The 20,952-nt window shown below is 36.0% G+C and carries 21 protein-coding genes; all 21 read left to right on the forward strand.

Annotated elements, in window-relative coordinates:
* The 21 genes from murD (at position 1) to recD2 (ending at position 20,938) form a co-directional block, all read left to right on the forward strand.
* Positions 1–1,374 (forward strand): UDP-N-acetylmuramoyl-L-alanine--D-glutamate ligase, encoded by a 1,374-nt coding sequence (gene murD / locus FC97_RS01935; RefSeq protein ID WP_054643644.1) that lies wholly within the window; start codon positions 1–3, stop codon positions 1,372–1,374.
* A gap of 9 nt (positions 1,375–1,383) precedes the next feature.
* Positions 1,384–2,484 carry an undecaprenyldiphospho-muramoylpentapeptide beta-N-acetylglucosaminyltransferase gene (gene murG, locus FC97_RS01940; protein WP_054643661.1) on the forward strand — a complete coding sequence of 367 codons (1,101 nt, stop codon included), beginning with the start codon at positions 1,384–1,386 and terminating at the stop codon, positions 2,482–2,484.
* 17 nt (positions 2,485–2,501) lie between these two features.
* Entirely contained in the window at positions 2,502–3,203 is a 702-nt protein-coding gene (locus FC97_RS01945) for a cell division protein FtsQ/DivIB (RefSeq protein WP_054643643.1), read from the forward strand.
* Positions 3,204–3,279: 76 nt separating this feature from the next.
* On the forward strand, positions 3,280–4,650 hold the full coding sequence (gene ftsA / locus FC97_RS01950) for a cell division protein FtsA (RefSeq protein ID WP_054643642.1): 1,371 nt from the start codon (positions 3,280–3,282) through the stop codon (positions 4,648–4,650).
* Between the two features lie 44 nt (positions 4,651–4,694).
* On the forward strand, positions 4,695–5,948 hold the full coding sequence (ftsZ, locus tag FC97_RS01955) for a cell division protein FtsZ (protein ID WP_054643641.1): 1,254 nt from the start codon (positions 4,695–4,697) through the stop codon (positions 5,946–5,948).
* Positions 5,949–5,962: 14 nt separating this feature from the next.
* Positions 5,963–6,370: a cell division protein SepF gene (locus FC97_RS01960; protein ID WP_025084737.1), complete on the forward strand. Its 408-nt coding sequence runs from the start codon at positions 5,963–5,965 to the stop codon at positions 6,368–6,370.
* Between the two features lie 16 nt (positions 6,371–6,386).
* On the forward strand, positions 6,387–6,656 hold the full coding sequence (locus tag FC97_RS01965) for a YggT family protein (protein ID WP_025084736.1): 270 nt from the start codon (positions 6,387–6,389) through the stop codon (positions 6,654–6,656).
* Positions 6,653–7,450 carry a YlmH family RNA-binding protein gene (locus tag FC97_RS01970; protein WP_225868777.1) on the forward strand — a complete coding sequence of 266 codons (798 nt, stop codon included), beginning with the start codon at positions 6,653–6,655 and terminating at the stop codon, positions 7,448–7,450. Before FC97_RS01965 ends, FC97_RS01970 begins: the two co-directional genes overlap by 4 nt.
* Before the next feature lie 15 nt (positions 7,451–7,465).
* The gene (locus tag FC97_RS01975) at positions 7,466–8,203 is read left to right on the forward strand and encodes a DivIVA domain-containing protein (RefSeq protein WP_054643639.1); all 738 of its coding nucleotides are present in this window, start codon (positions 7,466–7,468) and stop codon (positions 8,201–8,203) included.
* 178 nt (positions 8,204–8,381) lie between these two features.
* Positions 8,382–11,159, forward strand: coding sequence for an isoleucine--tRNA ligase (gene ileS / locus FC97_RS01980; RefSeq protein WP_056967700.1), 2,778 nt, complete (start codon positions 8,382–8,384; stop codon positions 11,157–11,159).
* Positions 11,160–11,171: 12 nt separating this feature from the next.
* Entirely contained in the window at positions 11,172–11,387 is a 216-nt protein-coding gene (locus tag FC97_RS01985) for a cold-shock protein (RefSeq protein ID WP_054643638.1), read from the forward strand.
* A gap of 39 nt (positions 11,388–11,426) precedes the next feature.
* Positions 11,427–12,848: an MFS transporter gene (locus FC97_RS01990; protein ID WP_056967702.1), complete on the forward strand. Its 1,422-nt coding sequence runs from the start codon at positions 11,427–11,429 to the stop codon at positions 12,846–12,848.
* Entirely contained in the window at positions 12,841–13,410 is a 570-nt protein-coding gene (locus FC97_RS01995; RefSeq protein WP_054643637.1) for an NUDIX hydrolase, read from the forward strand. The genes FC97_RS01990 and FC97_RS01995 overlap by 8 nt, the downstream gene beginning before the upstream one ends.
* Positions 13,411–13,698 (forward strand): hypothetical protein, encoded by a 288-nt coding sequence (locus tag FC97_RS13640; RefSeq protein ID WP_054643636.1) that lies wholly within the window; start codon positions 13,411–13,413, stop codon positions 13,696–13,698.
* A 10-nt stretch (positions 13,699–13,708) separates the two neighbouring features.
* Positions 13,709–14,398: a 5'-methylthioadenosine/adenosylhomocysteine nucleosidase gene (locus FC97_RS02005; protein WP_054643635.1), complete on the forward strand. Its 690-nt coding sequence runs from the start codon at positions 13,709–13,711 to the stop codon at positions 14,396–14,398.
* Positions 14,399–14,410: 12 nt separating this feature from the next.
* Complete coding sequence (locus FC97_RS02010) at positions 14,411–15,559, forward strand: cysteine desulfurase family protein (RefSeq protein ID WP_054643634.1); 1,149 nt, start codon at positions 14,411–14,413, stop codon at positions 15,557–15,559.
* A gap of 54 nt (positions 15,560–15,613) precedes the next feature.
* A complete protein-coding gene (locus tag FC97_RS02015) occupies positions 15,614–15,949 on the forward strand; it encodes a hypothetical protein (RefSeq protein WP_054643633.1) in 336 nt (111 codons plus the stop codon).
* Positions 15,950–15,962: 13 nt separating this feature from the next.
* Positions 15,963–17,081 carry a tRNA 2-thiouridine(34) synthase MnmA gene (gene mnmA / locus FC97_RS02020; protein ID WP_054643632.1) on the forward strand — a complete coding sequence of 373 codons (1,119 nt, stop codon included), beginning with the start codon at positions 15,963–15,965 and terminating at the stop codon, positions 17,079–17,081.
* Between the two features lie 161 nt (positions 17,082–17,242).
* Complete coding sequence (locus FC97_RS02025; protein ID WP_054643631.1) at positions 17,243–17,893, forward strand: histidine phosphatase family protein; 651 nt, start codon at positions 17,243–17,245, stop codon at positions 17,891–17,893.
* 8 nt (positions 17,894–17,901) lie between these two features.
* A complete protein-coding gene (locus FC97_RS02030) occupies positions 17,902–18,564 on the forward strand; it encodes a tetratricopeptide repeat protein (protein ID WP_054643630.1) in 663 nt (220 codons plus the stop codon).
* A complete protein-coding gene (recD2, locus tag FC97_RS02035; protein WP_056967704.1) occupies positions 18,557–20,938 on the forward strand; it encodes an SF1B family DNA helicase RecD2 in 2,382 nt (793 codons plus the stop codon). Before FC97_RS02030 ends, recD2 begins: the two co-directional genes overlap by 8 nt.
* Positions 20,939–20,952: the final 14 nt, after the last annotated feature.

Below are 20,952 nucleotides of genomic sequence, written 5' to 3' on the forward strand. Positions count from 1 at the left end.
ATGAAAACAAAAAGTAATTATTCAAATAAAAAAATCTTAGTTTTAGGCTTAGCCAAAAGTGGTTTTGCAGTTGCTAAACTTTTGAAAAAAATGGGCTCAGACGTAACAGTTGTTGACTCTAATCCGTTAGAAAAGAATACCGAAGCAAAGGCATTAATTGATGATGGTTTTAAAGTTATTACAGGAAGTAATGATAAAGATTTAATTGATGATTCTTACGATTACTTGGTAAAGAACCCTGGAATATTTTATTCAAATGAATTAGTTGAACGTGCTGAAGAATTGAACATTCCTGTTATTACAGAACCAGAAATAGCTTACAGTTATTCAGACGCTACAATGGTTGCTGTAACTGGTACTAATGGTAAAACCACTGTTACAACTTTAATTCAGTTGATGTTAAAGCACTCATCTGAGTTTAAGAATTCATATTATGCGGGTAACATTGGTATTCCTATTTCTGATGTTATTCAAAAGGCTACCAAAGATGATGTCGTAGTGACTGAGCTATCAAGTTTCCAACTCCAAGGGACAATTAGCTTACATCCACATGTGGCGGTACTAAATAATATTTATTCAACTCATTTGGATTTTCACAAGAATCGTGCTAACTACATTAAGGCTAAGATGCATATTACTAAGAATCAGACTAAGGATGATTACTTTGTTGTTAATTGGAATACTGAAGAATGGCGTAATTTAGCCGATCAATCAAATGCAACTATTGTTCCATTTTCAGATAATCAAGAACTTGCTAATGGTGCTTATGCTAAAGATGATGTTATCTATTGCAACGGCGAGAAGATCATGAATGCTGATGAGATCCAAATTCCTGGAGAGCATAATGTACAGAATGCTTTAGCTGCTATCAGCGTTGCTAAAATGTATGATGTCTCGAATGAAGATATTGTTGAAGTATTATCATCATTTACTGGTGTCAAGCACAGGATACAATATGTCGATACTTTTGGTGGACATAAATTTTATAATGACTCTAAAGCAACGAATGTTGAAGCCACAATTGTAGCTTTAACAGCCTTTAAAAAGCCCATCACTTTGATAGCCGGAGGACTTGATCGTGGTAATGGCTTTGATGAATTGATACCTTCTCTTAAGGGAAAAGTTAATAATTTGGTAGTTTATGGCCAAACAGCTGATAAAGTTATCGCTTCTGCTGAAAAAGCTGATGTTTCTAATATTGTTAAGGTTGATAATCTTAAGGAAGCTGTTCCTGAAGCTTATAAACAAAGTGATGATGGCGATGTAATCTTACTTTCACCGGCTGCTGCTAGTTGGGATCAGTTTAAGACCTTCGAACAACGTGGAGACCAATTTATTCAAGAAGTTGAAACTTTAAAGGGAGAAGTTAAGTAGATGACAAAAATGCGTATAATCGTATCCGGTGGTGGAACGGGTGGCCATATCTATCCAGCGATGGCTTTAATTAAACGCCTCAAGGAAAGAGACATGATTGAGGATGTTTTATACGTTGGAACTGAAAAAGGGCTAGAGAGTAAGATAGTTAAGAATGCAGGAATAGATTTTAAGACGATTGAAATTCGTGGCTTTAAACGTAAATTGACACTTGAAAATGTTAAAGTCGTTGAACTCTTCTTATCCAGTATTCGTAAATCTAAAAAGATTATCAAAGAATTTAAGCCTGATATCGTTGTAGGGACAGGTGGTTATGTTTCAAGTGCAATCGTATATGCGGCACATACCATGCATATTCCCACCGTTATACATGAGCAGAATACTATCGCTGGTGTAACAAACAAATTTTTAGCACATTTTGTTGATAAGATTGCTATTGCTTTTCCAGATGCAGTTGACCAATTCAGCGAAAAGAAGAAGTTGGTGTTTGCTGGAAATCCCAGAGCTCAAGAAGTGGTCAATATTCAGAAAAATGATCGTTTGAAAGAATTTAATTTAGCAGCTGATAAGCCAACTGTTATGATTTTTGGTGGTTCTAGAGGTGCCAAGCCAATTAACTTAGCAACAATAGCTGCGATGGATAAGTTTGCGGCAGCTGATTATCAGGTTCTTTTCGTAACAGGACGTGTACATTATGATAATGTGGTCGAAAAAATCGATTCTAAGTACCTAATGAGTGCAAATATTTCAGTATTACCATATATTGATAATATGCCAGAAATTCTTCCTGACATTAATTTGATTGTTGGTCGTAGCGGTGCAACAAGTATTGCCGAGATAACTGCCTTAGGTATTCCTGCAATTTTTATTCCAAGTCCGTATGTAACGCATGATCATCAAATGAAGAATGCACTATCTGTTTCAAATGTCGGTGCTGCTAAGTTGATTCCTGAATCAGATCTTACTCCCGACTCTCTTTTCCAAGAGGTCAATGAGATTATGAGTAGCGAATCGATCCAAAAGGAAATGTCTGATAAATCTAAGAAAATCGGTGTTCCCGATGCCGCTGATCGTTTGATCAAGATTCTAACGGGTTTGGTAAATAAGTAGTATAAGGATTGATATTGATGGCATTAAAAAAAAGAATTAGGATAAGTAAAAATGGATTGATATTTTTAATAGTTTTTATCATAATTATTATTGCTTATTTTGGTTCGCCTTTGAGTAAAGTTAGAAATATTAATGTTGAAGGTGTTAATGATTTAGGCGCACAGCAGGTTATCAATGCAACTAAGATCGACGATAATTCAGTGCTGTTGAATCTTTTGATACATCATAAATCAATTACAGAAAAGACTGAAAAAAAATTACCATCTATTGAGTCAATGTCAATTAAGACAAGAAATATGCGAGATGTAACGATACATGTTAAGGAGTATCCAACGTTAGGGTTCATCAATAAGAATGGCTATTATTACCGTATTATCAACAATGGTCATGTGATAAATCAAAAAATGAGTGCTCCAATTGGTAATTATCCAACGTATAGTAATTTTGGGACTAAGCGTTTAAAACAAATTGCTAATTTATATGCTGAATTACCAAGTAGCGTGCAAACAAATATTTCAGAAATCTATAATTCACCGACTAAGTTAAATCCATATCGGATTAAAATTGATATGAATGATGGTAATAAAGTTATCGCAGATATGAGAACAGTTAAAACTAAATTAAAATATTATCCAGGTATGGCTGCCCAAATGAAAAAGAAGGGCGTTATAGATTTGGAGATAGGAGCCTATTCTTATCCCTTTAAAGATAAGAAATAGGTTTAATCTAATCGTTTTTGTGTTAAAATTTTTTAGTGAATAGATTTTTTCTAGGTAAGGGAGGCTGCCACGATTAATGGACAATTCAGAGTTTTTTGTAGGTCTTGATATTGGTACAAATTCAGTAAAAGTAGTGGTTGCTGAATCGTCAGATGACAGATTAAGTGTTGTTGGCGTAGGAAGCGAACGATCACAAGGAGTTAGCCGTGGCGTTATAGTTGATATTGATAAGGCTGCAGGTGCTATAAAACGGGCTGTTAAGCGGGCCGAAACACAAGCAAATATCACAATTCGTGACGTTGTAGTCGGTATATCGGCTAATATGTTACAGATTGAAAAATGTCAGGGAATGATAGCAGTTGGTTCCCAATCAAAAGAAATTACTGAAAATGATGTCAGACAAGTTATGTTGGCTGCAATGGTTCAAAACTTACCTAGTGAGCGAGAAGTGGTTTCTTTAATTCCTAAACAATTTTCTGTTGATGGGTTCAATAATATTCGTGACCCTCGCGGAATGATTGGTGTTCGTTTGGAAATGACAGGAATCATATATACTGCACCAAAAACAATTGTACATAATACGAAAAAGGCCATCCAAAAGGCTGGTCTAAATATTATTCATAAAGTTATTTCTCCGATGGCGTTAAGTCAAGTTGTATTAAACGATGGTGAAAGTGACTTTGGAGCCGTAATTATCGATATGGGTGCTGGTCAGACGACTGCTTCAGTTGTTCATGATCATAACCTCAAATTGTCTACAGTTGATTTTGAAGGTGGAGATTATGTCACTCATGATATTTCGGTAGTTTTGAATACAACAGTAGAAAATGCTAATCAATTAAAACTTTACTATGGTAATGCTTCATCAACTCAAGCATCAACTGAGGAGAATATCAGTGTTGAAGTGGTTGGTAAGAATGAACCTGAGACAATTTCGGAAGAGTATTTGTCTGAAATCATTGAAGCTCGTTTGGAGCAGATTTTTACAAGGTTACAAGCTCCGTTAGAGGATGCTGGTGCTTTGTCACTTCCCGGCGGAATTGTATTGACCGGTGGAGTTGCTGCAACGCCTAATGTTGAGGATTTAGCTCGAAAGATTTTTAATGTTAAAGTAAGAAGTTATGTCCCAACACAAATGGGTATGAGATATCCTTCATATTCATTGGGCTTAGGTCTAGTGACCTATGCTTCTAGGTTAAATGATATTGGTGTGATTGCTGATAATGTCGTTAATGGTGCAACTATTGACCGTAATACGCCTCAACAACAACCACAACAAGTTCAGTCACAGCGTCCTGTTCAAGCCCCTGTTAATCAAACAGTGCAAGAACAACGGCCACAACCACAAACTCAAGAACCTAAAGCTAATGATGATGAGACTTCTAAGCCCGATGAGACTAAGAAGACGTCGAAGCTGAAGGACTTTTGGAGTAAGTTTTTTGATTAATAAAAATAAATTAAATTCAATTTTGAACTAGGAGGAACTCCTTAATGGAATATACTTTAGACTCAACCAATAATAAGGGAGCGGTAATTAAGGTTATCGGTGTCGGTGGCGCTGGTGGTAATGCCGTAAATCGAATGGTCGAAGCAGGAATCAAAGGTGTTCAATTCATCACTGCTAATACAGACGTTCAAGCACTAGAAAGCTCTAACGCTGAAACCAAAATTCAATTAGGACCTAAACTAACAAGAGGATTAGGTGCTGGATCAAATCCCGAGGTTGGACAAAAGGCTGCTCAAGAAAGTGAAGAAGCCATTAAAGAGGCCCTTGAAGGTGCCGATATGATTTTTGTTACTGCCGGAATGGGTGGTGGTACTGGTACTGGTGCTGCTCCAATCGTAGCTAATATTGCTAAAGAAAGTGGTGCTTTGACAGTTGGCGTTGTTACACGTCCATTTGCCTTTGAAGGTGCAAAGCGTTCTCGTTTTGCTGCTGATGGTATCACAGAGCTTAAAAAAGATGTTGATACGTTAGTTATCATTTCTAATAGCAAATTACTTGAGATCGTAGATAAGAAGACACCAATGGGTGAAGCATTTAGTATTGCTGATGATGTTTTACGTCAAGGTGTTCAAAGCATTTCTGATCTAATTACATCACCTGGTTTTGTTAACCTTGATTTTGCCGATGTTAAGACTGTTATGTCTGATCAAGGTTCAGCTTTGATGGGTATCGGTACAGCTAACGGCGAAAACAGAATCACTGAAGCAACTAAGAAGGCTATTTCTTCACCATTACTTGAAGTTTCAATTGATGGTGCTAAACAAGTTCTTCTTAACATTACCGGTGGTCCAGACTTGTCATTGTTTGAAGCTCAAGATGCAGCGCAAATTGTTTCCGAACAAGCTACCTCAGATGTTAATATTATCTTTGGTACTTCAATCGATGATACTTTGGGTGACCAAGTTAAGGTTACTGTAATTGCTACAGGCGTTGAAAGTGAAGATAAGAAGCGTGAACCAGCTAGACGTCCTTTAAATAATCCAAGAGCTGCTTTTAATAACAACCAAAATAAAGCAACTGATAATAATGCTGATGAACAACCAGCTAAGCCAAAGGAACAAACTAATAACAACGATCCATTGGCTGCTTGGGATATTAATCGTGACGCATCTAAGTCAAAAGATGTTTCTGGTGAAAAAGGAGATTTTGAAATTTTCCAAAAACCTGAAACTATCGATTTAAGTGATGATGACGATGATTCAACTCCTCCAATCTTTAAACGTCGTAACAATAAATAAAAGGAGATTTTCTTATGGCATTTGAAAAACTAAGCAGTTTTTTTGGAATTAATGACGATGAAGACTTTGAAGAAAAACCAGTCGAAACGCCTCAACCTAAAAAAAATTATTCAAACAATGAAAAGGTCGTATCAATGAGTGCAGCAAGTGAGAGTAGAAGTGCGGTCAATAGTAAGATTGCTATTTATCAACCCAGAGTTTACTCTGACGCAAAGGTTATTGCTAAACAACTTTTGAATAATAAAGCTGTGATTGTTAATTTTAATAATGTCAATGATGAACAATCAAAGAGAATCGTAGATTTCTTAACTGGTACTATCTTTGCTTTAAATGGCGAGATTAAACGTGTTGGGGAAAAGATCTTTCTTTGCACACCACCGAAGTTTGAAATCGATGGAAGTATACCAGACATAAACGAATAGTAAGTCGAGGAAAGATATGGATCGAATTGTAAGTGGATTACCATTTATCATTAGTTGGGCGTTTGAATTGTATGAATTTATCTTATTCGTATACTGCTTGATGTCATTCGTACCGGCTCTGTATAACTCTGCTTTTGGAAGATTTGTTGCTTCAATGGTAAATCCATTCTTAAATCTAATCAGAAGAGTCATACCAACGAGTATTGGCCTTTTTGATTTCTCTCCAATAATTGCCATAATATTAATACGATTATTGCAGAAAGTGATCTTTATGATAATTTTATGATGGAAGATAAAAAGGGAGTCATGGGTGGAGGCTATTTTAGGCCTGAAGAAAAGCCGTTCATTGATAAAATGAGCGACCTTTTACTGAAGGCTCAAACGATGTATACTCCACAATTGACGGATTTTTTAAATTTAAGAGAGCAAACAATTTTAAACAATCTGATTAATAAGTATGATGATTTATTTGTACATTATTTTGGTGGATATGATAATGCTGAAAGGGTCAGGGGAATAATTGCTCCTGACTATTTTGTACCTAAGGATTCGGATTACGATGTTTCTATGTACGAAATTCGTTATCCAGAGAAATTTGCTAATTTACATCACGGACAGATTCTTGGATCTTTAACTGGTTCAGGAATTGATCGTGATCGCTTCGGTGATATTATTACCGACGGTGAGAACTGGCAATTTTTTGTTTTCAAGTCAATGAGTGATTATATTGAGGAACAAGTTAAGAAAATCGGTCCTTTCAAAGTACATTTGATGGAAAAAGATTTTCAGGATTTGTTATTACCCAAAGATGAATCAACCGACGAGACAATTAATGTTCAATCATTACGTTTGGACACGATTATCGCTACTGTTTACGATTTATCTCGACAAAATGCTAAAGCGTTAGTAGATCATGGGAAAGTTCAAATAAATTGGGCTGTTAATAAGAATGCTAGTTCATTTATTACAATAACTGATACACTTAGTGTAAGAGGTTTTGGTAGAATAAGAATTAACGACATTATGGGACGATCTAAGAATAATAAATATATTCTGTTCGTAAATGTTATTAAGAAATAATAGGGGCGTGAAGTTATGGTATTGTCACCAGTAGAAATACAGGATAAAGAATTTGATAGTAAATTTAGAGGCTATGACCGCGACCAAGTGAATGACTTTCTGAAACAAGCAGCTCAAGATTATAATTTGGCATTACAAAAGAATGCTGAACTAGAGAAACAACTCAAAGATACTACTGACCAATTGAAATATTTCACTGATATGAAGGATGCTTTGAATCAATCCATTTTGGTTGCTCAAGAAGCAGCTGAAAAGGTGAAGTCTGAATCAGAACAGGAAGCACAGATTATTGTTGAAGAGTCTCAGAAAAAGGCTCGTGATTTACTAAATCAATCAACTGATAAGTCTAATCGAATTTTGCAGGATGCGTCTGATCGTGCCCGCCAGGTCACAATTGAGACTGATAATTTGAAGAAATCAGTTAATTCATTCCGTCAAGGTCTTCAAGGAATGCTTAAGCAACAGCTTGATATGGTTGAAAATCCTGAGTGGTCTAAGCTTAATGACAGTACATCTACTGAAAAGTTAAAACGAGAAATTGGTGATCAAGCCAATGGTACTACTCAAGATTATCAATCTAATGTACAAAATAATGAAAATATGCAAGATCAGGTTTCAAACTCAGATCAAATGAATTATAATGATAATATTCAGGATAACCAGCCAGACGAATCTTATACGATTAATCATCAACAAAATGAACCTACGTTCAATTTTCAAGATGACTCTGATGGTGATTCGAAGGAAAATTAAGAGAATAAGTGCTTAAAGTAAATTTTTTCAGCGAGCTAACAAATGGTGTGAGGTTAGTAAAAATTCTTTAGGTATATCGGCTCTTAAAAAACCGTATATTAATTTACCAATAGGTGGTATAGCGAGAACTCGTCCTAGAATTGGATGGGTTCTTTTTATTTTTAGAAGGGGTGAAAGAATGCGAGTAAAAGATACTCTTAACTTAGGTAAAACTAAGTTCCCAATGCGTGGTAATTTGCCAAACAAGGAAGCTGAATGGCAAAAAGCTTGGGAAGAAAACAAACTTTATGAAAAACGACAAAAATTAAATGAAGGTAAACCAACTTTTGAATTATTAGATGGCCCTCCATTTGCTAATGGTGATATCCATATGGGACATTCACTAAATAAGGTTTCAAAGGATATTATCGTTCGTTACAAATCAATGGACGGATTCCGTTCACCTTATGTTCCTGGTTGGGATACTCATGGTCTTCCAATTGAACAACAAATGGCCAAAAAAGGTGTTAAACGTAAGGAAATGAGCATGTCCGAATATCGTAAATTATGTTACGAATTTGCTCAAGGTGAAATCAAGAAACAAATGGCTGGTTTCAAACGTTTAGGTATTTCAGCTGATTGGGATCATCCATATATTACTTATCAACCTGAATTTGAAAAGGCTGAATTAGAAATTTTTGGTGAAATGGTTGATAAAGGTTACATTTATCGTGGTAAAAAACCTGTTTATTGGTCACCATCATCTGAATCAACTCTAGCTGAAGCTGAAGTTGAATATAAAGATATCAAATCACCATCAATCTTTGTTGCTTTCAAAGTACGTGATGGTAAAGGTGTAGTTGACAGTGATGCTTCATTCATTATCTGGACAACAACTCCATGGACAATTCCATCTAACGAAGCTATCTGTGTAAATCCTAAATTTATTTATGCAGAAGTTAATGCTGATGGTAAGAAGTACGTTGTTGCTCAAGAAAGAATTCAATTCGTTCAAGAACAACTTGGCTGGGAAAATGTTGAAATTCTTAAGACATTTAAGGGTGCTGAACTTGAAGGTTTAACGGCTACACATCCATTCTATGACCGTGAATCAGAATTGATTCTTGGATTCCACGTTACACTTGATGATGGTACTGGTTTAGTTCATACAGCTCCTGGATTTGGTGCTGATGACTTTGTCGTTGGTATGAAGTACAAGTTGCCTGTCTTCTCACCAATTGATGCACAAGGTCGTTTCACAGATGAAGTACCAGAATATGAAGGTGTCTTCTATAATGACGCTAACAAGATGATTACTGAACGTATGAAGGAAAATGGTTCACTATTGAAATTAAGTTTCTTCACCCACAGTTATCCTCATGACTGGCGTACAAAGAAACCTGTTATTTTCCGTGCTACACCACAATGGTTCGCTTCAATTGATAAGTTTAGACAACAAATCCTTGATGAAATCGAAAAAATCGACTTCAAACCTGCATGGGGTAAAACACGTCTTTACAACATGATCCGTGATCGTGGTGATTGGGTAATTTCTAGACAACGTGCCTGGGGTGTCCCACTACCAATTTTCTATGCGGAAAATGGTGACCCAATCATGACCAAAGAAACTGTTGACCATGTAGCTGATCTTGTTGGTAAGTATGGTTCTAACGTTTGGTTTGAAAAGGACGCTAAAGACCTACTTCCAGAAGGTTATACTAATCCAGGTAGTCCAAATGGTAAGTTTACTAAGGAAACTGATATTTTGGATGTTTGGTTTGACTCTGGGACAGTTCATTCAGGTGTTGCTAAGACACGTGATAACTTAACATTCCCAGCTGACTTAATTCTTGAAGGTTCTGATCAATATCGTGGTTGGTTCAATTCAATGCTAGTTACTTCTGTAGCTGCTTATGGTGTTGCACCATATAAGTCTGTTATGTCACAAGGTTTCACTTTGGATAAAAAGGGCGTTAAGATGAGTAAATCACTTGGAAATGTTATTTCACCAAGTGATATCGAAAGACAATTCGGTGCCGAAATCATCCGTCTTTGGGTTGCTTCAGTTGACTCAAGTTCTGATGTTTCTGTTTCAGTTGACTCATTTAAACAAGTTTCTGAAACATATCGTAAGATCAGAAATACTATCAGATTCATGTTAGCTAACACAACTGACTTTGATCCAAAGACTAATGCTGTTGCATATAGTGATCTTCGTCCAGAAGACAAATATATTAAGGTTAAGTTGAATGACTTAGTTAAGAATGTTCTAGCAGATTATGACAAATATGACTTTGCTGATGTTGAGAAATCAATTGTTAGTTTTATCGTTAATGAAATGTCAACATTCTACTTAGACTTTGCCAAGGATGTTGTTTATATTGATGCTGAGGATTCACATGCTCGTCGTTCAATGCAAACCGTTATCTATGACGTAGTTGTTAAATTAGCTAAGATGTTGACACCAATCTTGCCACATACTATGGAGCAAGTTTGGGAATACCTTAAAGAACCAGAAGAGTACGTTCAATTAGCAGAAATGCCAGAGGTTGAAGATATTTCTGATCAAGCTGAAATCGAAAGTGATTGGACAACATTTATGGACTTTAGAGACAACGTCTTGAAGTCACTAGAAGTTGCTCGTGCTGATAAGATGATTGGTAAATCACTTGAGGCTAAGGTAACCGTTCATCCAAGTGCCGACTTGAAGGCCGTTCTTGACAAGATTGATAGTAACTTTGGTCAACTATTGATTGTTTCTCAATTTGAACTTTCAGACCAAGAATTAGCCAATGCTGATAAGTATGAACTTGCCGATGTCTTAGTTGAAAAAGCTCAAGGAGACGTTTGTCAAAGATGTCGTATGATCAAGACTGACGTTGGTAGTGATAGTAATTATCCAACATTCTGTGCTAGATGTGCTAAGATTGTTGCTGAAGAGTATCCAGAAACAAAGACTGAGGGCTTTGATGATTAGGAATGGTAAATAATGTTCACAGGAAAAATAGTAAGGTTCAATAAGGACCGTGGCTTCGGCTTTATAAATAATGGAGAAGAAGATATTTTCTTCTTTGCAGACTCAATTCTTAATCGTGAAGACTTTTATATTGAAAAAGGTCTCGACGTTACCTTTGAGATTGCACCTGGTTATAAAGGACCACAAGCCGTTAATATTAATATCAAAAAAGAAGAAAGCGCTGAATAGTGCTTTCTTTTTCTTTGAAAAGAAAATAGGAGAAGAAATATGGACGAACAAGCAAATCCAAGAAGATGGATGATTTTGATCTCAGTTGGTATTTTTACTTTGATGGCAACGCTCGACGGTTCAATTGTAAATATTGCTTTGCCAGTTATTAGTAAGAATTTGAATATTGAGATGAATATGGCTGAGTGGGTTGTTTCTATTTATTTAGTCACAATTTGTATTTTCTTGTTGATGTTTGGGAAAATTGCTGATTCAATCGGTAAAATAAAAGTATTCAAAATTGGTTCAGTGATGTTTATTATTGGTTCTATTGTTTGTGGATTAAGCAATAATTTAGTGATGTTATTAGTAGGTAGAGTAGTCCAAGCTACCGGTGCTTCAATGGCTATGGCAACTAATAACGGCATTATTACCGAAACGTTTCCCTTGCGAGAGCGTGGTTATGCTCTAGGTTACATTGGTTCATTTGTTTCTATTGGAGCAATTGCTGGGCCAGGAATCGGTGGGTTGATCTTGGGTCATTTCCATTGGAGTTATATTTTTTGGATCAATATTCCAATTGGTTTGGTAGCTTTGATCTTGGGCTATGTTAATTTGCCCAAGTCGGAAAAAACTAATCCTGTTAAATTTGATAAAACTGGGTTTGCAGCATACTTTGTAACGCTATTGCTTTTCTTTGGGGCCATCTTTATTGGTCAGTCAGTTGGATTCACCAATCCTTATATTATTGTTGCCTTTATAGCTGCAATAATTTTCTTCGGCGTATTCTTAACAATTGAGAAAAAAGTTGCTAATCCGATGATTGAATTAAGAATTTTTCGTAACCATAATTTCACATTGGGACTAGTAGCAGGTTTCTTTATCTTTGTTACTAATTTCTTCTTTAACGTGATTTCACCATTTTATTTGGAAAATGCTTTAGGAATTGCTGCGTCTACTGCAGGTTATATCTTGATGGCTTTTCCACTAGTACAGGTTGTAGTTGCGCCTATTTCTGGTAAAATATCAGCAAAGGTTAATCCAATTGTTTTAACAATTGTTGGACTAGTCGTGATTGAATTAGCTCAATTGGGATATTTAGCTTTTAATCTGAAGACGGAAATTTGGTTTATCTTATTATGTATTGGGTTAAATGGTTTGGGTAATGGTTTATTCCAGGCACCCAATAATACAATGATTATGAGTTCAGTTGAGACTAAAGATTTAGGAATTGCTGGTGGTTTGAATGCCTTATCACGTAATTTAGGTATGATAATTGGAGTCTCAGTTTCCACAACAGTCCTATTTTTATCAATGAGTAAGTTCTACGGCAAATCAGTCACTACTTACATTGAGGGTAGACCAGATATTTTTATTGATGGGATGCGTGTTACAATGTCATTTGCAGTAGTTATTTGTTTAATTGCAATTGTGATGTCAGTCGTAAGATTAATAAAGTCAGGAAGGTCAAGTAATGAGTAAAGAAGATTCAAGATATTATGAAGAGATCGTTGCTAAAAAGAGAATGTTTGGTGGTAAAATTTTTGATGTTGATGTAGAACAAGTTGTTTTGCCAAACGGAATCCCTGATATTCGTGAAGTTGTTCAACATCATGGTGCTGTCGCAATTATTCCATTTACTAATGATGGCAAGATGGTTTTTGTCAGACAATGGCGTACACCTTTAGAACAGGAAACTTTAGAGATTCCTGCCGGTAAAATTGATGAAGACGAGGGTAGCGACTTGAAGGAAGTTGCCCTACGTGAAATGGATGAAGAGTTAGGACTAACAACTGATAATCTTGAGAAAGTAACAGCTTTCTTTGCCAGTCCAGGATATTCAAATGAGAAGTTGACAGTCTTTAAAGCAACTGATTTGAAAAAAATTGAATTTAAGCGTCCATTAGATCCTGATGAATTTTTAAATGTAGAAGAATTAACATTATCTGAAGCTAAAGAACAAATTGCTAAAGGTGTTATTTGTGATTCCAAATCAATCTATGCAGTTACTTACTGGGAATTAATGGAAGCAAAGGAAAAATAAATGTTTTCTAAATTGAAAGATTTTTATCATTCAAAGACTAAACCAGCTGATCAACCGCAGACGGTAGTACGAGCTGATCAGATTGAACAACAACAAGAAAAGATGCGCATGCAGGAACGTCGTCGAGCTGAACAAGAGTATGCAAGACAACATCCTGAGCAAATTATTGAAGAAAAAATGCAATCTTTTGATAATAAGACAAATCGTTTGAAAAAAAAGTTAAATATTGCCATTATTACAGTATTCGGCCTAATTATCTTAGTGTTTTTAATATTATTTTTTATTTGAGGAGTAAAGTATGAAAATTGGCGTAATCGTTCCAATGGAAGAAGAAATTAAATTAATGAAGGAATCTTTGACTGATGTTAAAAAAGATTCTGTAGCTGGAGTAGATATTACAATCGGTAACTATAAAGATCATCAAGTTTATCTAGCTCAAAGTGGAATTGGTAAAGTACAAGCAGGAATGACAACGACAATTATCAACGAACGTTACCAACCAGATTTTATTGTTAATACAGGTTCAGCTGGTGGTATCGGTGAAGGTTTACATATCGGTGATGTTGTTATTTCAGACAGAATGGCTTATCACGATGTTGATGCAACTGGTTTTGGTTATAAAGTTGGTCAATTACCTCAACAAGAGCTTTACTTTAATGCAGATAAGACTTATGTTGAAAAAATTGCAGCTGCTGCTAAGAGAACTGGCTTAACATCACGTGTTGGTTTGATCGTAACAGGAGATCAATTTATTGACGCAGCTGAAAAAATTGCTACAATTAAAAAGTCGTTCCCAGATGCTTTAGCATCTGAAATGGAAGGTGCAGCTGTGGCTCAAGTCTGTACACAATTCAAGACACCATTCGTTGTTATTCGTTCAATGAGTGATGTTGGTGACGAAAGTGCTAGTGTAAATTTTGACGAATTTGTTTTACAAGCCGGACGCAAATCAGTAACAATGTTGCTGAACTTTTTAGACCAAGAATAGAGGGGATTTATTGTGGCATTTGTTTATTTAGATAATGCTGCTACGACACCAATGGCTACATCTGTAGTCGATGTGATCAGCGACCAAATGGCAAACAACTTTGGTAATGCTTCTGCTACCAATTATTTTGGACGCCAAGCTCGTAAAGTTTTAGATGAAAGTCGGCATGTAATTGCTCAAAGTATCAACGCAAAAGATTCAGAAGTGGTCTTTACAAGTGGTGGTACCGAAAGTGACAATACGGCTGTCATTGAAACAGCTTTATCTAGACAAAAATTAGGAAAACATATTATAACAACGGCGATTGAACATGAAGCTATTTTGAAACCATTAGCCTACTTGGAATCACTTGGCTTTGAAGTTACTTATCTTAAACCTAATGAACGTGGCGAGGTCACTGTTCAACAAGTTAAAGATGCTTTGCGTGACGATACTATCTTAGTAACAATCATGTATGGTAATAATGAAGTAGGTTCAATGAATCCTATTAAGGAAATTGGTGAATTATTAAAAGATCATCAAGCCTTTTTCCATACGGATGCTGTGCAAGCTTATGGCATGGAAGATATTGATGTCAAAGCTGAACATATTGATATGCTTTCAACATCAGCACATAAAATCAATGGTCCTAAGTTTATCGGCTTTTTATATATTAATGACGATATTCATATTCCGTCTTTTGTTAAGGGTGGAGATCAAGAAACTAAACGTCGTGCGGGGACTGAAAATGTACCTGCTATCGCTGGTTTTGCTAAAGCAGTGCAATTGATTACACCTGATGAAAAAAAGGCTCGCCAGACTCGTTATTTTGGTTTCAAACAAAAGATTCAAGAAATCTTGAAGGAAAACAATATTCCTTTTGGAATCAATGGACCTACTGACAGTCATGCATTAAATCATGTGATGAATTTGTATTTGCCAGGTATTGATCGTGGGGTCTTGTTGACTCGCTTGGATCTTGAAGGTTTTGCCATTTCTGGTGGTTCTGCATGTACAGCTGGTAGTTTGGAACCTTCACATGTCTTAGTGGCAATGTTTGGTGAGGATAGTCCTAAAATCAATGATTCAGTGCGAATCAGTTTTGGTAAGGATAATACCGAAGCTGAAATTGTTAAATTTACAAATAAGTTAGTAGATATCGTTTCCGACTTGACTAATTAATTAATTTTATTCAAACTTATAACTAATAATGATTATTTATAAGGGATGATAAATATGGATAAAAAACAAGCTCAAGTACTTGGAGATCAAGAGATTTATGAATTGAGTTCTGAGGTTAAACGTTATTCACTAATGGATAGTGGTTTTAAAGAAACTAACAAGGGTGGATTCCGTCTGGAACATCCACTTAATGGAACTTCTCCATATGCAGCAAGATTTTTTGTTAAGGCTGTTGTTAGTAAAGATTTAGATAGTTTGAAACTATCAATTACCGATAAAAGCGGTATGCACAATATTAATATCTTTAAATTGAAAGATTCCGAAGAGGAAATCAAAGATTATAGATATTTGATGGACTTTTTGAAAGAAAAAAACGTATTAGCAAAATAAATGAGGTTTTAAAATGGATAATAAGAAGAAGCGTGTTGTAGTAGGTATGAGTGGTGGCGTTGACTCGTCAGTTAGTGCACTTCTTTTGAAACAACAAGGCTATGAGGTTATCGGAGTATTTATGAAGAACTGGGATGACTCAGATGACTCCGGTGTATGTACTGCAACTGAGGATTACGAGGATGTTGCTAAGGTTGCCAATAAAATTGGTATTCCTTACTACTCAGTTAATTTTGAGAAGGAATACTGGGACCGTGTTTTCCAATATTTCTTAGCAGAGTATCGTAAGGGTAGAACTCCTAACCCTGATGTTATGTGTAACAAAGAGGTTAAGTTCAAGGCTTTCTTGGATTATGCCAACAAGCTAAATGCTGACTATATTGCAATGGGTCACTATGCCCAATCATTCCGCGATGACAATGGCGTTGTTCATTTGTTACGTGGTGGCGATGCTAACAAGGATCAAACTTACTTCCTAAGTACTGTTCAACAAGATCAACTTCAAAAGGCTTTGTTCCCAATTGGTGGTATGCAAAAGTCAGAGGTTCGTCGTATTGCTGAAGAGGCTGGTTTGTCTACAGCTAAGAAGAAGGACTCAACTGGTGTATGTTTCATCGGTGAGAGAAACTTCCGTAAGTTCTTGAGTGAGTTCTTACCTGCACAACCTGGTAAGATGATGACACCTGCTGGTGAGATCAAGGGTGATCATGCTGGTTTGATGTATTACACGATCGGTCAAAGATCAGGACTTGGTATTGGTGGTAACGGTAAGTCTAACGAGCCTTGGTTCGTTGTAGGTAAGGATATGAAGAAGAATGTTCTTTATGTTGACCAAGGATATGATAATCCTAGACTATATGCTGATCATCTAGAGGCTTCAGATCTTTCATTTATCACAGGCTTAGATTATGGTGATACTTTCCATGCCACAGCTAAGTTCAGATATCGTCAACAAGATACTGGTGTTACAGTTCATGTTTTAGGTGACGGTAAGGTCAATGTTGAGTTTGATAACCCAGTTCGTGCTATCACACCTGGACAGGAAGTTGTCTTCTATGATGGTGAGGAGTGCCTTGGTGGTGCTACTATTGATGCTGCTTACATGGCCGCAAAGAAGCTACAATATATTTAATGATAAAAAATAAACATCTGTTAGAGGTTGTATACACATGGATAATACGTGTGTATCTCTAACAGATGTTTTTTATTTTCTGTAAAAGTTGGGCTTAACTTGAAAAAAGATACTAAAAAATCCATAATTGTAATTAATTAACTTTGTAAGGTGAGAGAAAAATGGAATTGTATTTTGTCAGACATGGAAAGACCCAATGGAATTTAGAGGGAAAATATCAGGGTGGACATGGGGATTCACCTTTATTGTCAGAAAGCTTGCATGATATTGGTTTGTTAGCAAAACGTTTGGAAGATGTGGAAATTGATCATATGTATTCAAGTCCACTACCACGAGCAAAAACGACAGCTGAAACTTTAATCAAAGATTTGCACCGTGACATTGACCTGTCTATTGTAAGTGATTTACGCGAGTTCGACTTAGGTATTATGGAGGGTCGTAAATTTTCAGAGTTAGAGCGGGAAATGCCTGAAGTAATTTATGCTTTTAGACATCAGCCTAAGGATTACGACTATGATTTAATTCGCGGAGAATCTTTTGAAGAGGTAGCACAAAGAACTACAGGAGCTGTGCAAAGGATTGTTGAAGCCAATCACGAAAAAGGTAGTGTTGTGATTGTTAGTCACGGTGCTGCGTTAGTCACAATGATTCAGTCATTATTAGGAACAAACGTCGACAATATTAGAAAAGACGGCGGCTTATCAAATACAAGTTTGACACATTTACAATATAAAGATGGCCAGTACAAATTGGTCGAATGGAATGAAACGGGATACTTACACAAGAAACTTGAGAGTTCCGATACGATTTGAGGTATTAGATGGATAAAAAGGCAGAAAAATTATTTAACGATGGCAATAAACAAGAGGCAATTAAATTACTAGTTGCTGATTTAAATAAAAATCCCAAACAGTTGCCAGAAATTTTACAATTATCAACTTATTTAGTGCAAGCTGGAGATTTGGAACAAGCTGAAGAACTTTTAGCTCGTTCTTTAGAGATGTTTAAAGATAATCAAGATTTACTTTATAATTTGGGAAATGTTTATTATTTAGCTGATAAGTATGATAAGGCTAATCAAATTTTTCAGAATTTGATTGATGATAATTATGCTTTTGAAGCTTATTTTATGATGGCTAAAACATTGGATCAGCAGGGTAAACGTCAATTGGCAATTATGTATGCTTTGACGGCTGTTGAAAAATCCCCCCAAGATTTACAAGCCAATGAATTATTAGCCGATTTATTGCTTGCTAACGGTAATTTTGATGAGGCCTTAGGATTTTACAGAACTGCTAATGAAATCCATCCAGGGGCCAAGAATTACTTTAATATGGCATTGTGTGCAATGAATCTTAAGCGAGACTATCAAAACTACTTAAATGAGTCTAAAAAGTTAGATCAAGCTTATTATTTGAAACATGAAAAAAAATTAGCTGATCTCCAAGAATTTATTAAACAACAAGGAGAGAAGAATGACTGAAAATGATAAACAGTATTTTGTTGGTACCGTTAAAGCCATTTTCTTCGAGAACCCTGAGAATTTATTCAAAATTTTTACGATTAAAATTAAAAAGACCAACACAGATTGGGATGCTAATGATATTGTCGTAACCGGTAGTTTTGGTGAAATTTCAGAGGAAGAGGAATATCGTTTTGAAGGCAACATGGTTGACCACCCAAAATACGGTAAACAATTTCAAGCCACTTCTTACAAACGTAGTCGTCCCAGTGGGCGTAAAGAACTGATTAGTTTCTTCTCCAGTGATGAATTTCCCGGCATTGGTAAAAAGAAAGCTGAAAAAATTGTTGATGAACTAGGGGAGAATGCAATTGATAAGATTTTGCAAGATCCTCATGCTCTAGATTTTTTGAAATTAGGTGAGGAAAAAACTAACAATATCGTTGATCAGATTTCTAAAAATCATCTGACTGAACAAGTATTGTACCAATTAAATAATTATGGTTTTGGTACAACTTTAAGTGTCCGTATTTTTCAAAAGTATGGTGCGCAGACATTGGATAAGATTACAGAAGACCCATATCAGTTAGTTTTGGATGTTAAAGGCGTTGGTTTTAAGCGTGCTGATGAATTAGCCAAGCGTTTGGGCATCACAGGTGATGATCCCCGAAGAATTAAGGGTGCTTTGATACAAATGGTTAGTTTGATCATCAACGAGACAGGTGATACTTTTGTGCTTCAGGATGATCTGATCAAGCGTGCAAGCGGCGTTTTGAATGCTAATTCGACTCCGGATTTAAATAAAAAATTATTATCAGGATTGAAGAAGTTAGTCAATGATGGAGCCTTAGCAGTTGAAGATGGGCATGTCTACGAAAAAAGTTTGTCTGATAGTGAATGGTCGATCGCTCAGTCACTTAAAATGATTACTGATACTTTTAAAGGAGTGGAATGGACCAAACGTCAATTCAAAAAAGAATTGAAACATGTTGAGAAGACTTTTAAAGTTCAATATGACGAATCGCAAGAAAGGGCCATTGAACAATCGTTGACCCATTCGATATTCCTCTTAACCGGTGGTCCTGGAACTGGTAAAACCACTATTATAAATGCTATTGTGTCGTCTTACGCTAAGTTAAACGATGCAACACTTGACCCCAGTTCGGAAGATTATGCAATTGCTTTGGCTGCACCAACAGGTCGAGCCGCTAAACACATGGGGGAGTCAACTGGTTTACCGGCAATGACAATTCACCGTTTGCTAGGTTTAACTGGAACTGAGGATGATGAATTTGCGGAACCAACTTTAGATTGTAAACTTTTGATCATTGATGAGATGTCTATGGTTGATACGAAACTCTTTAGAACACTGATTAATGCAGTACAGCCTGGGACACAGGTTGTACTTGTAGGAGATAAAGATCAGTTGCCATCAGTAGGGCCAGGACAAGTATTTTCTGATTTAATCAACAGTGATGCTTTTCCAACGACAATTTTGAATGAAATTCATCGACAGGATGAAGATTCAACTATTATTCAATTAGCACATGATATCAACGAAGGAATTATTGATGACACTATTTTTCAAAATAAGGCCGATCGAAGTTTTATCAATTGTAATAGTCGAAATGTTCCCGAAGTTTTGTCACAAATTATCAGTAAATCTGGAGATCGTGGTTTTGATATTGCGGATGTTCAAGTCTTAGCACCGATGTATCGTGGTCAAGCAGGGATAGATAATTTGAATGTTGTTATTCAAAATGTTGTGAATCCAATGGCACCCAAGCGTAAAGAAGTTTCTGTTGGCAATACGAAGTATCGAATTAATGACAAAGTTGTTTATTTGGTTAATACTCCAGAAGACAATGTCTTTAACGGTGAGATTGGTAAAATTGTCGGGATAATTTTGGCTAAGGAGAACACCGATCACGTTGATAAGCTGATTATCGATTTTGACGGTAATGAAGTTTCATTAGATCGTAAAGATTGGCTTAATATTTCCTTGGCTTATTGTACGTCAATTCATAAGGCACAGGGTTCTGAGTTTGAAATGGTTATTTTGCCTTTAGTTAATGAAGAGTCAAGAATGTTACGTCGTAATTTACTGTATACAGCGGTAACTCGTTCGAGACGTCTTTTGATCATGGTTGGTGACCGTTCAGCTTTTGAAAGATCAATTCGTGATCAATCGAATGAACGTCAGACAACTTTAAAAGAACGAATTTTTGATACTTTTAAAATTAAACCTAAAAAAGAAGAGACTGAAGAAGAGGAAATCATGGAACCAAAGGATTATCATTTGACTTTGTATATGGTAATGAATAATTCTATAGATCCAATGATTGGTATGGATAGTGTAACTCCATATAGTTTTCTCGAAAAAAATAACGCCTAGTGTGATTTGTAATC

The sequence above is a fragment of the Companilactobacillus kimchii DSM 13961 = JCM 10707 genome, assembly GCF_001435445.1.
GTDB lineage: Bacteria > Bacillota > Bacilli > Lactobacillales > Lactobacillaceae > Companilactobacillus > Companilactobacillus kimchii.

Coding starts and splice junctions, on each gene's coding strand:
- murD (WP_054643644.1), top strand. CDS start 1: ATGAAAACAAAAAGTAATTATTCAAATAAAAAAATCTTAGTTTTAGGC.
- murG (WP_054643661.1), top strand. CDS start 1,384: ATGCGTATAATCGTATCCGGTGGTGGAACGGGTGGCCATATCTATCCA.
- FC97_RS01945 (WP_054643643.1), top strand. CDS start 2,502: ATGGCATTAAAAAAAAGAATTAGGATAAGTAAAAATGGATTGATATTT.
- ftsA (WP_054643642.1), top strand. CDS start 3,280: ATGGACAATTCAGAGTTTTTTGTAGGTCTTGATATTGGTACAAATTCA.
- ftsZ (WP_054643641.1), top strand. CDS start 4,695: ATGGAATATACTTTAGACTCAACCAATAATAAGGGAGCGGTAATTAAG.
- FC97_RS01960 (WP_025084737.1), top strand. CDS start 5,963: ATGGCATTTGAAAAACTAAGCAGTTTTTTTGGAATTAATGACGATGAA.
- FC97_RS01965 (WP_025084736.1), top strand. CDS start 6,387: ATGGATCGAATTGTAAGTGGATTACCATTTATCATTAGTTGGGCGTTT.
- FC97_RS01970 (WP_225868777.1), top strand. CDS start 6,653: ATGATGGAAGATAAAAAGGGAGTCATGGGTGGAGGCTATTTTAGGCCT.
- FC97_RS01975 (WP_054643639.1), top strand. CDS start 7,466: ATGGTATTGTCACCAGTAGAAATACAGGATAAAGAATTTGATAGTAAA.
- ileS (WP_056967700.1), top strand. CDS start 8,382: ATGCGAGTAAAAGATACTCTTAACTTAGGTAAAACTAAGTTCCCAATG.
- FC97_RS01985 (WP_054643638.1), top strand. CDS start 11,172: ATGTTCACAGGAAAAATAGTAAGGTTCAATAAGGACCGTGGCTTCGGC.
- FC97_RS01990 (WP_056967702.1), top strand. CDS start 11,427: ATGGACGAACAAGCAAATCCAAGAAGATGGATGATTTTGATCTCAGTT.
- FC97_RS01995 (WP_054643637.1), top strand. CDS start 12,841: ATGAGTAAAGAAGATTCAAGATATTATGAAGAGATCGTTGCTAAAAAG.
- FC97_RS13640 (WP_054643636.1), top strand. CDS start 13,411: ATGTTTTCTAAATTGAAAGATTTTTATCATTCAAAGACTAAACCAGCT.
- FC97_RS02005 (WP_054643635.1), top strand. CDS start 13,709: ATGAAAATTGGCGTAATCGTTCCAATGGAAGAAGAAATTAAATTAATG.
- FC97_RS02015 (WP_054643633.1), top strand. CDS start 15,614: ATGGATAAAAAACAAGCTCAAGTACTTGGAGATCAAGAGATTTATGAA.
- mnmA (WP_054643632.1), top strand. CDS start 15,963: ATGGATAATAAGAAGAAGCGTGTTGTAGTAGGTATGAGTGGTGGCGTT.
- FC97_RS02025 (WP_054643631.1), top strand. CDS start 17,243: ATGGAATTGTATTTTGTCAGACATGGAAAGACCCAATGGAATTTAGAG.
- FC97_RS02030 (WP_054643630.1), top strand. CDS start 17,902: ATGGATAAAAAGGCAGAAAAATTATTTAACGATGGCAATAAACAAGAG.
- recD2 (WP_056967704.1), top strand. CDS start 18,557: ATGACTGAAAATGATAAACAGTATTTTGTTGGTACCGTTAAAGCCATT.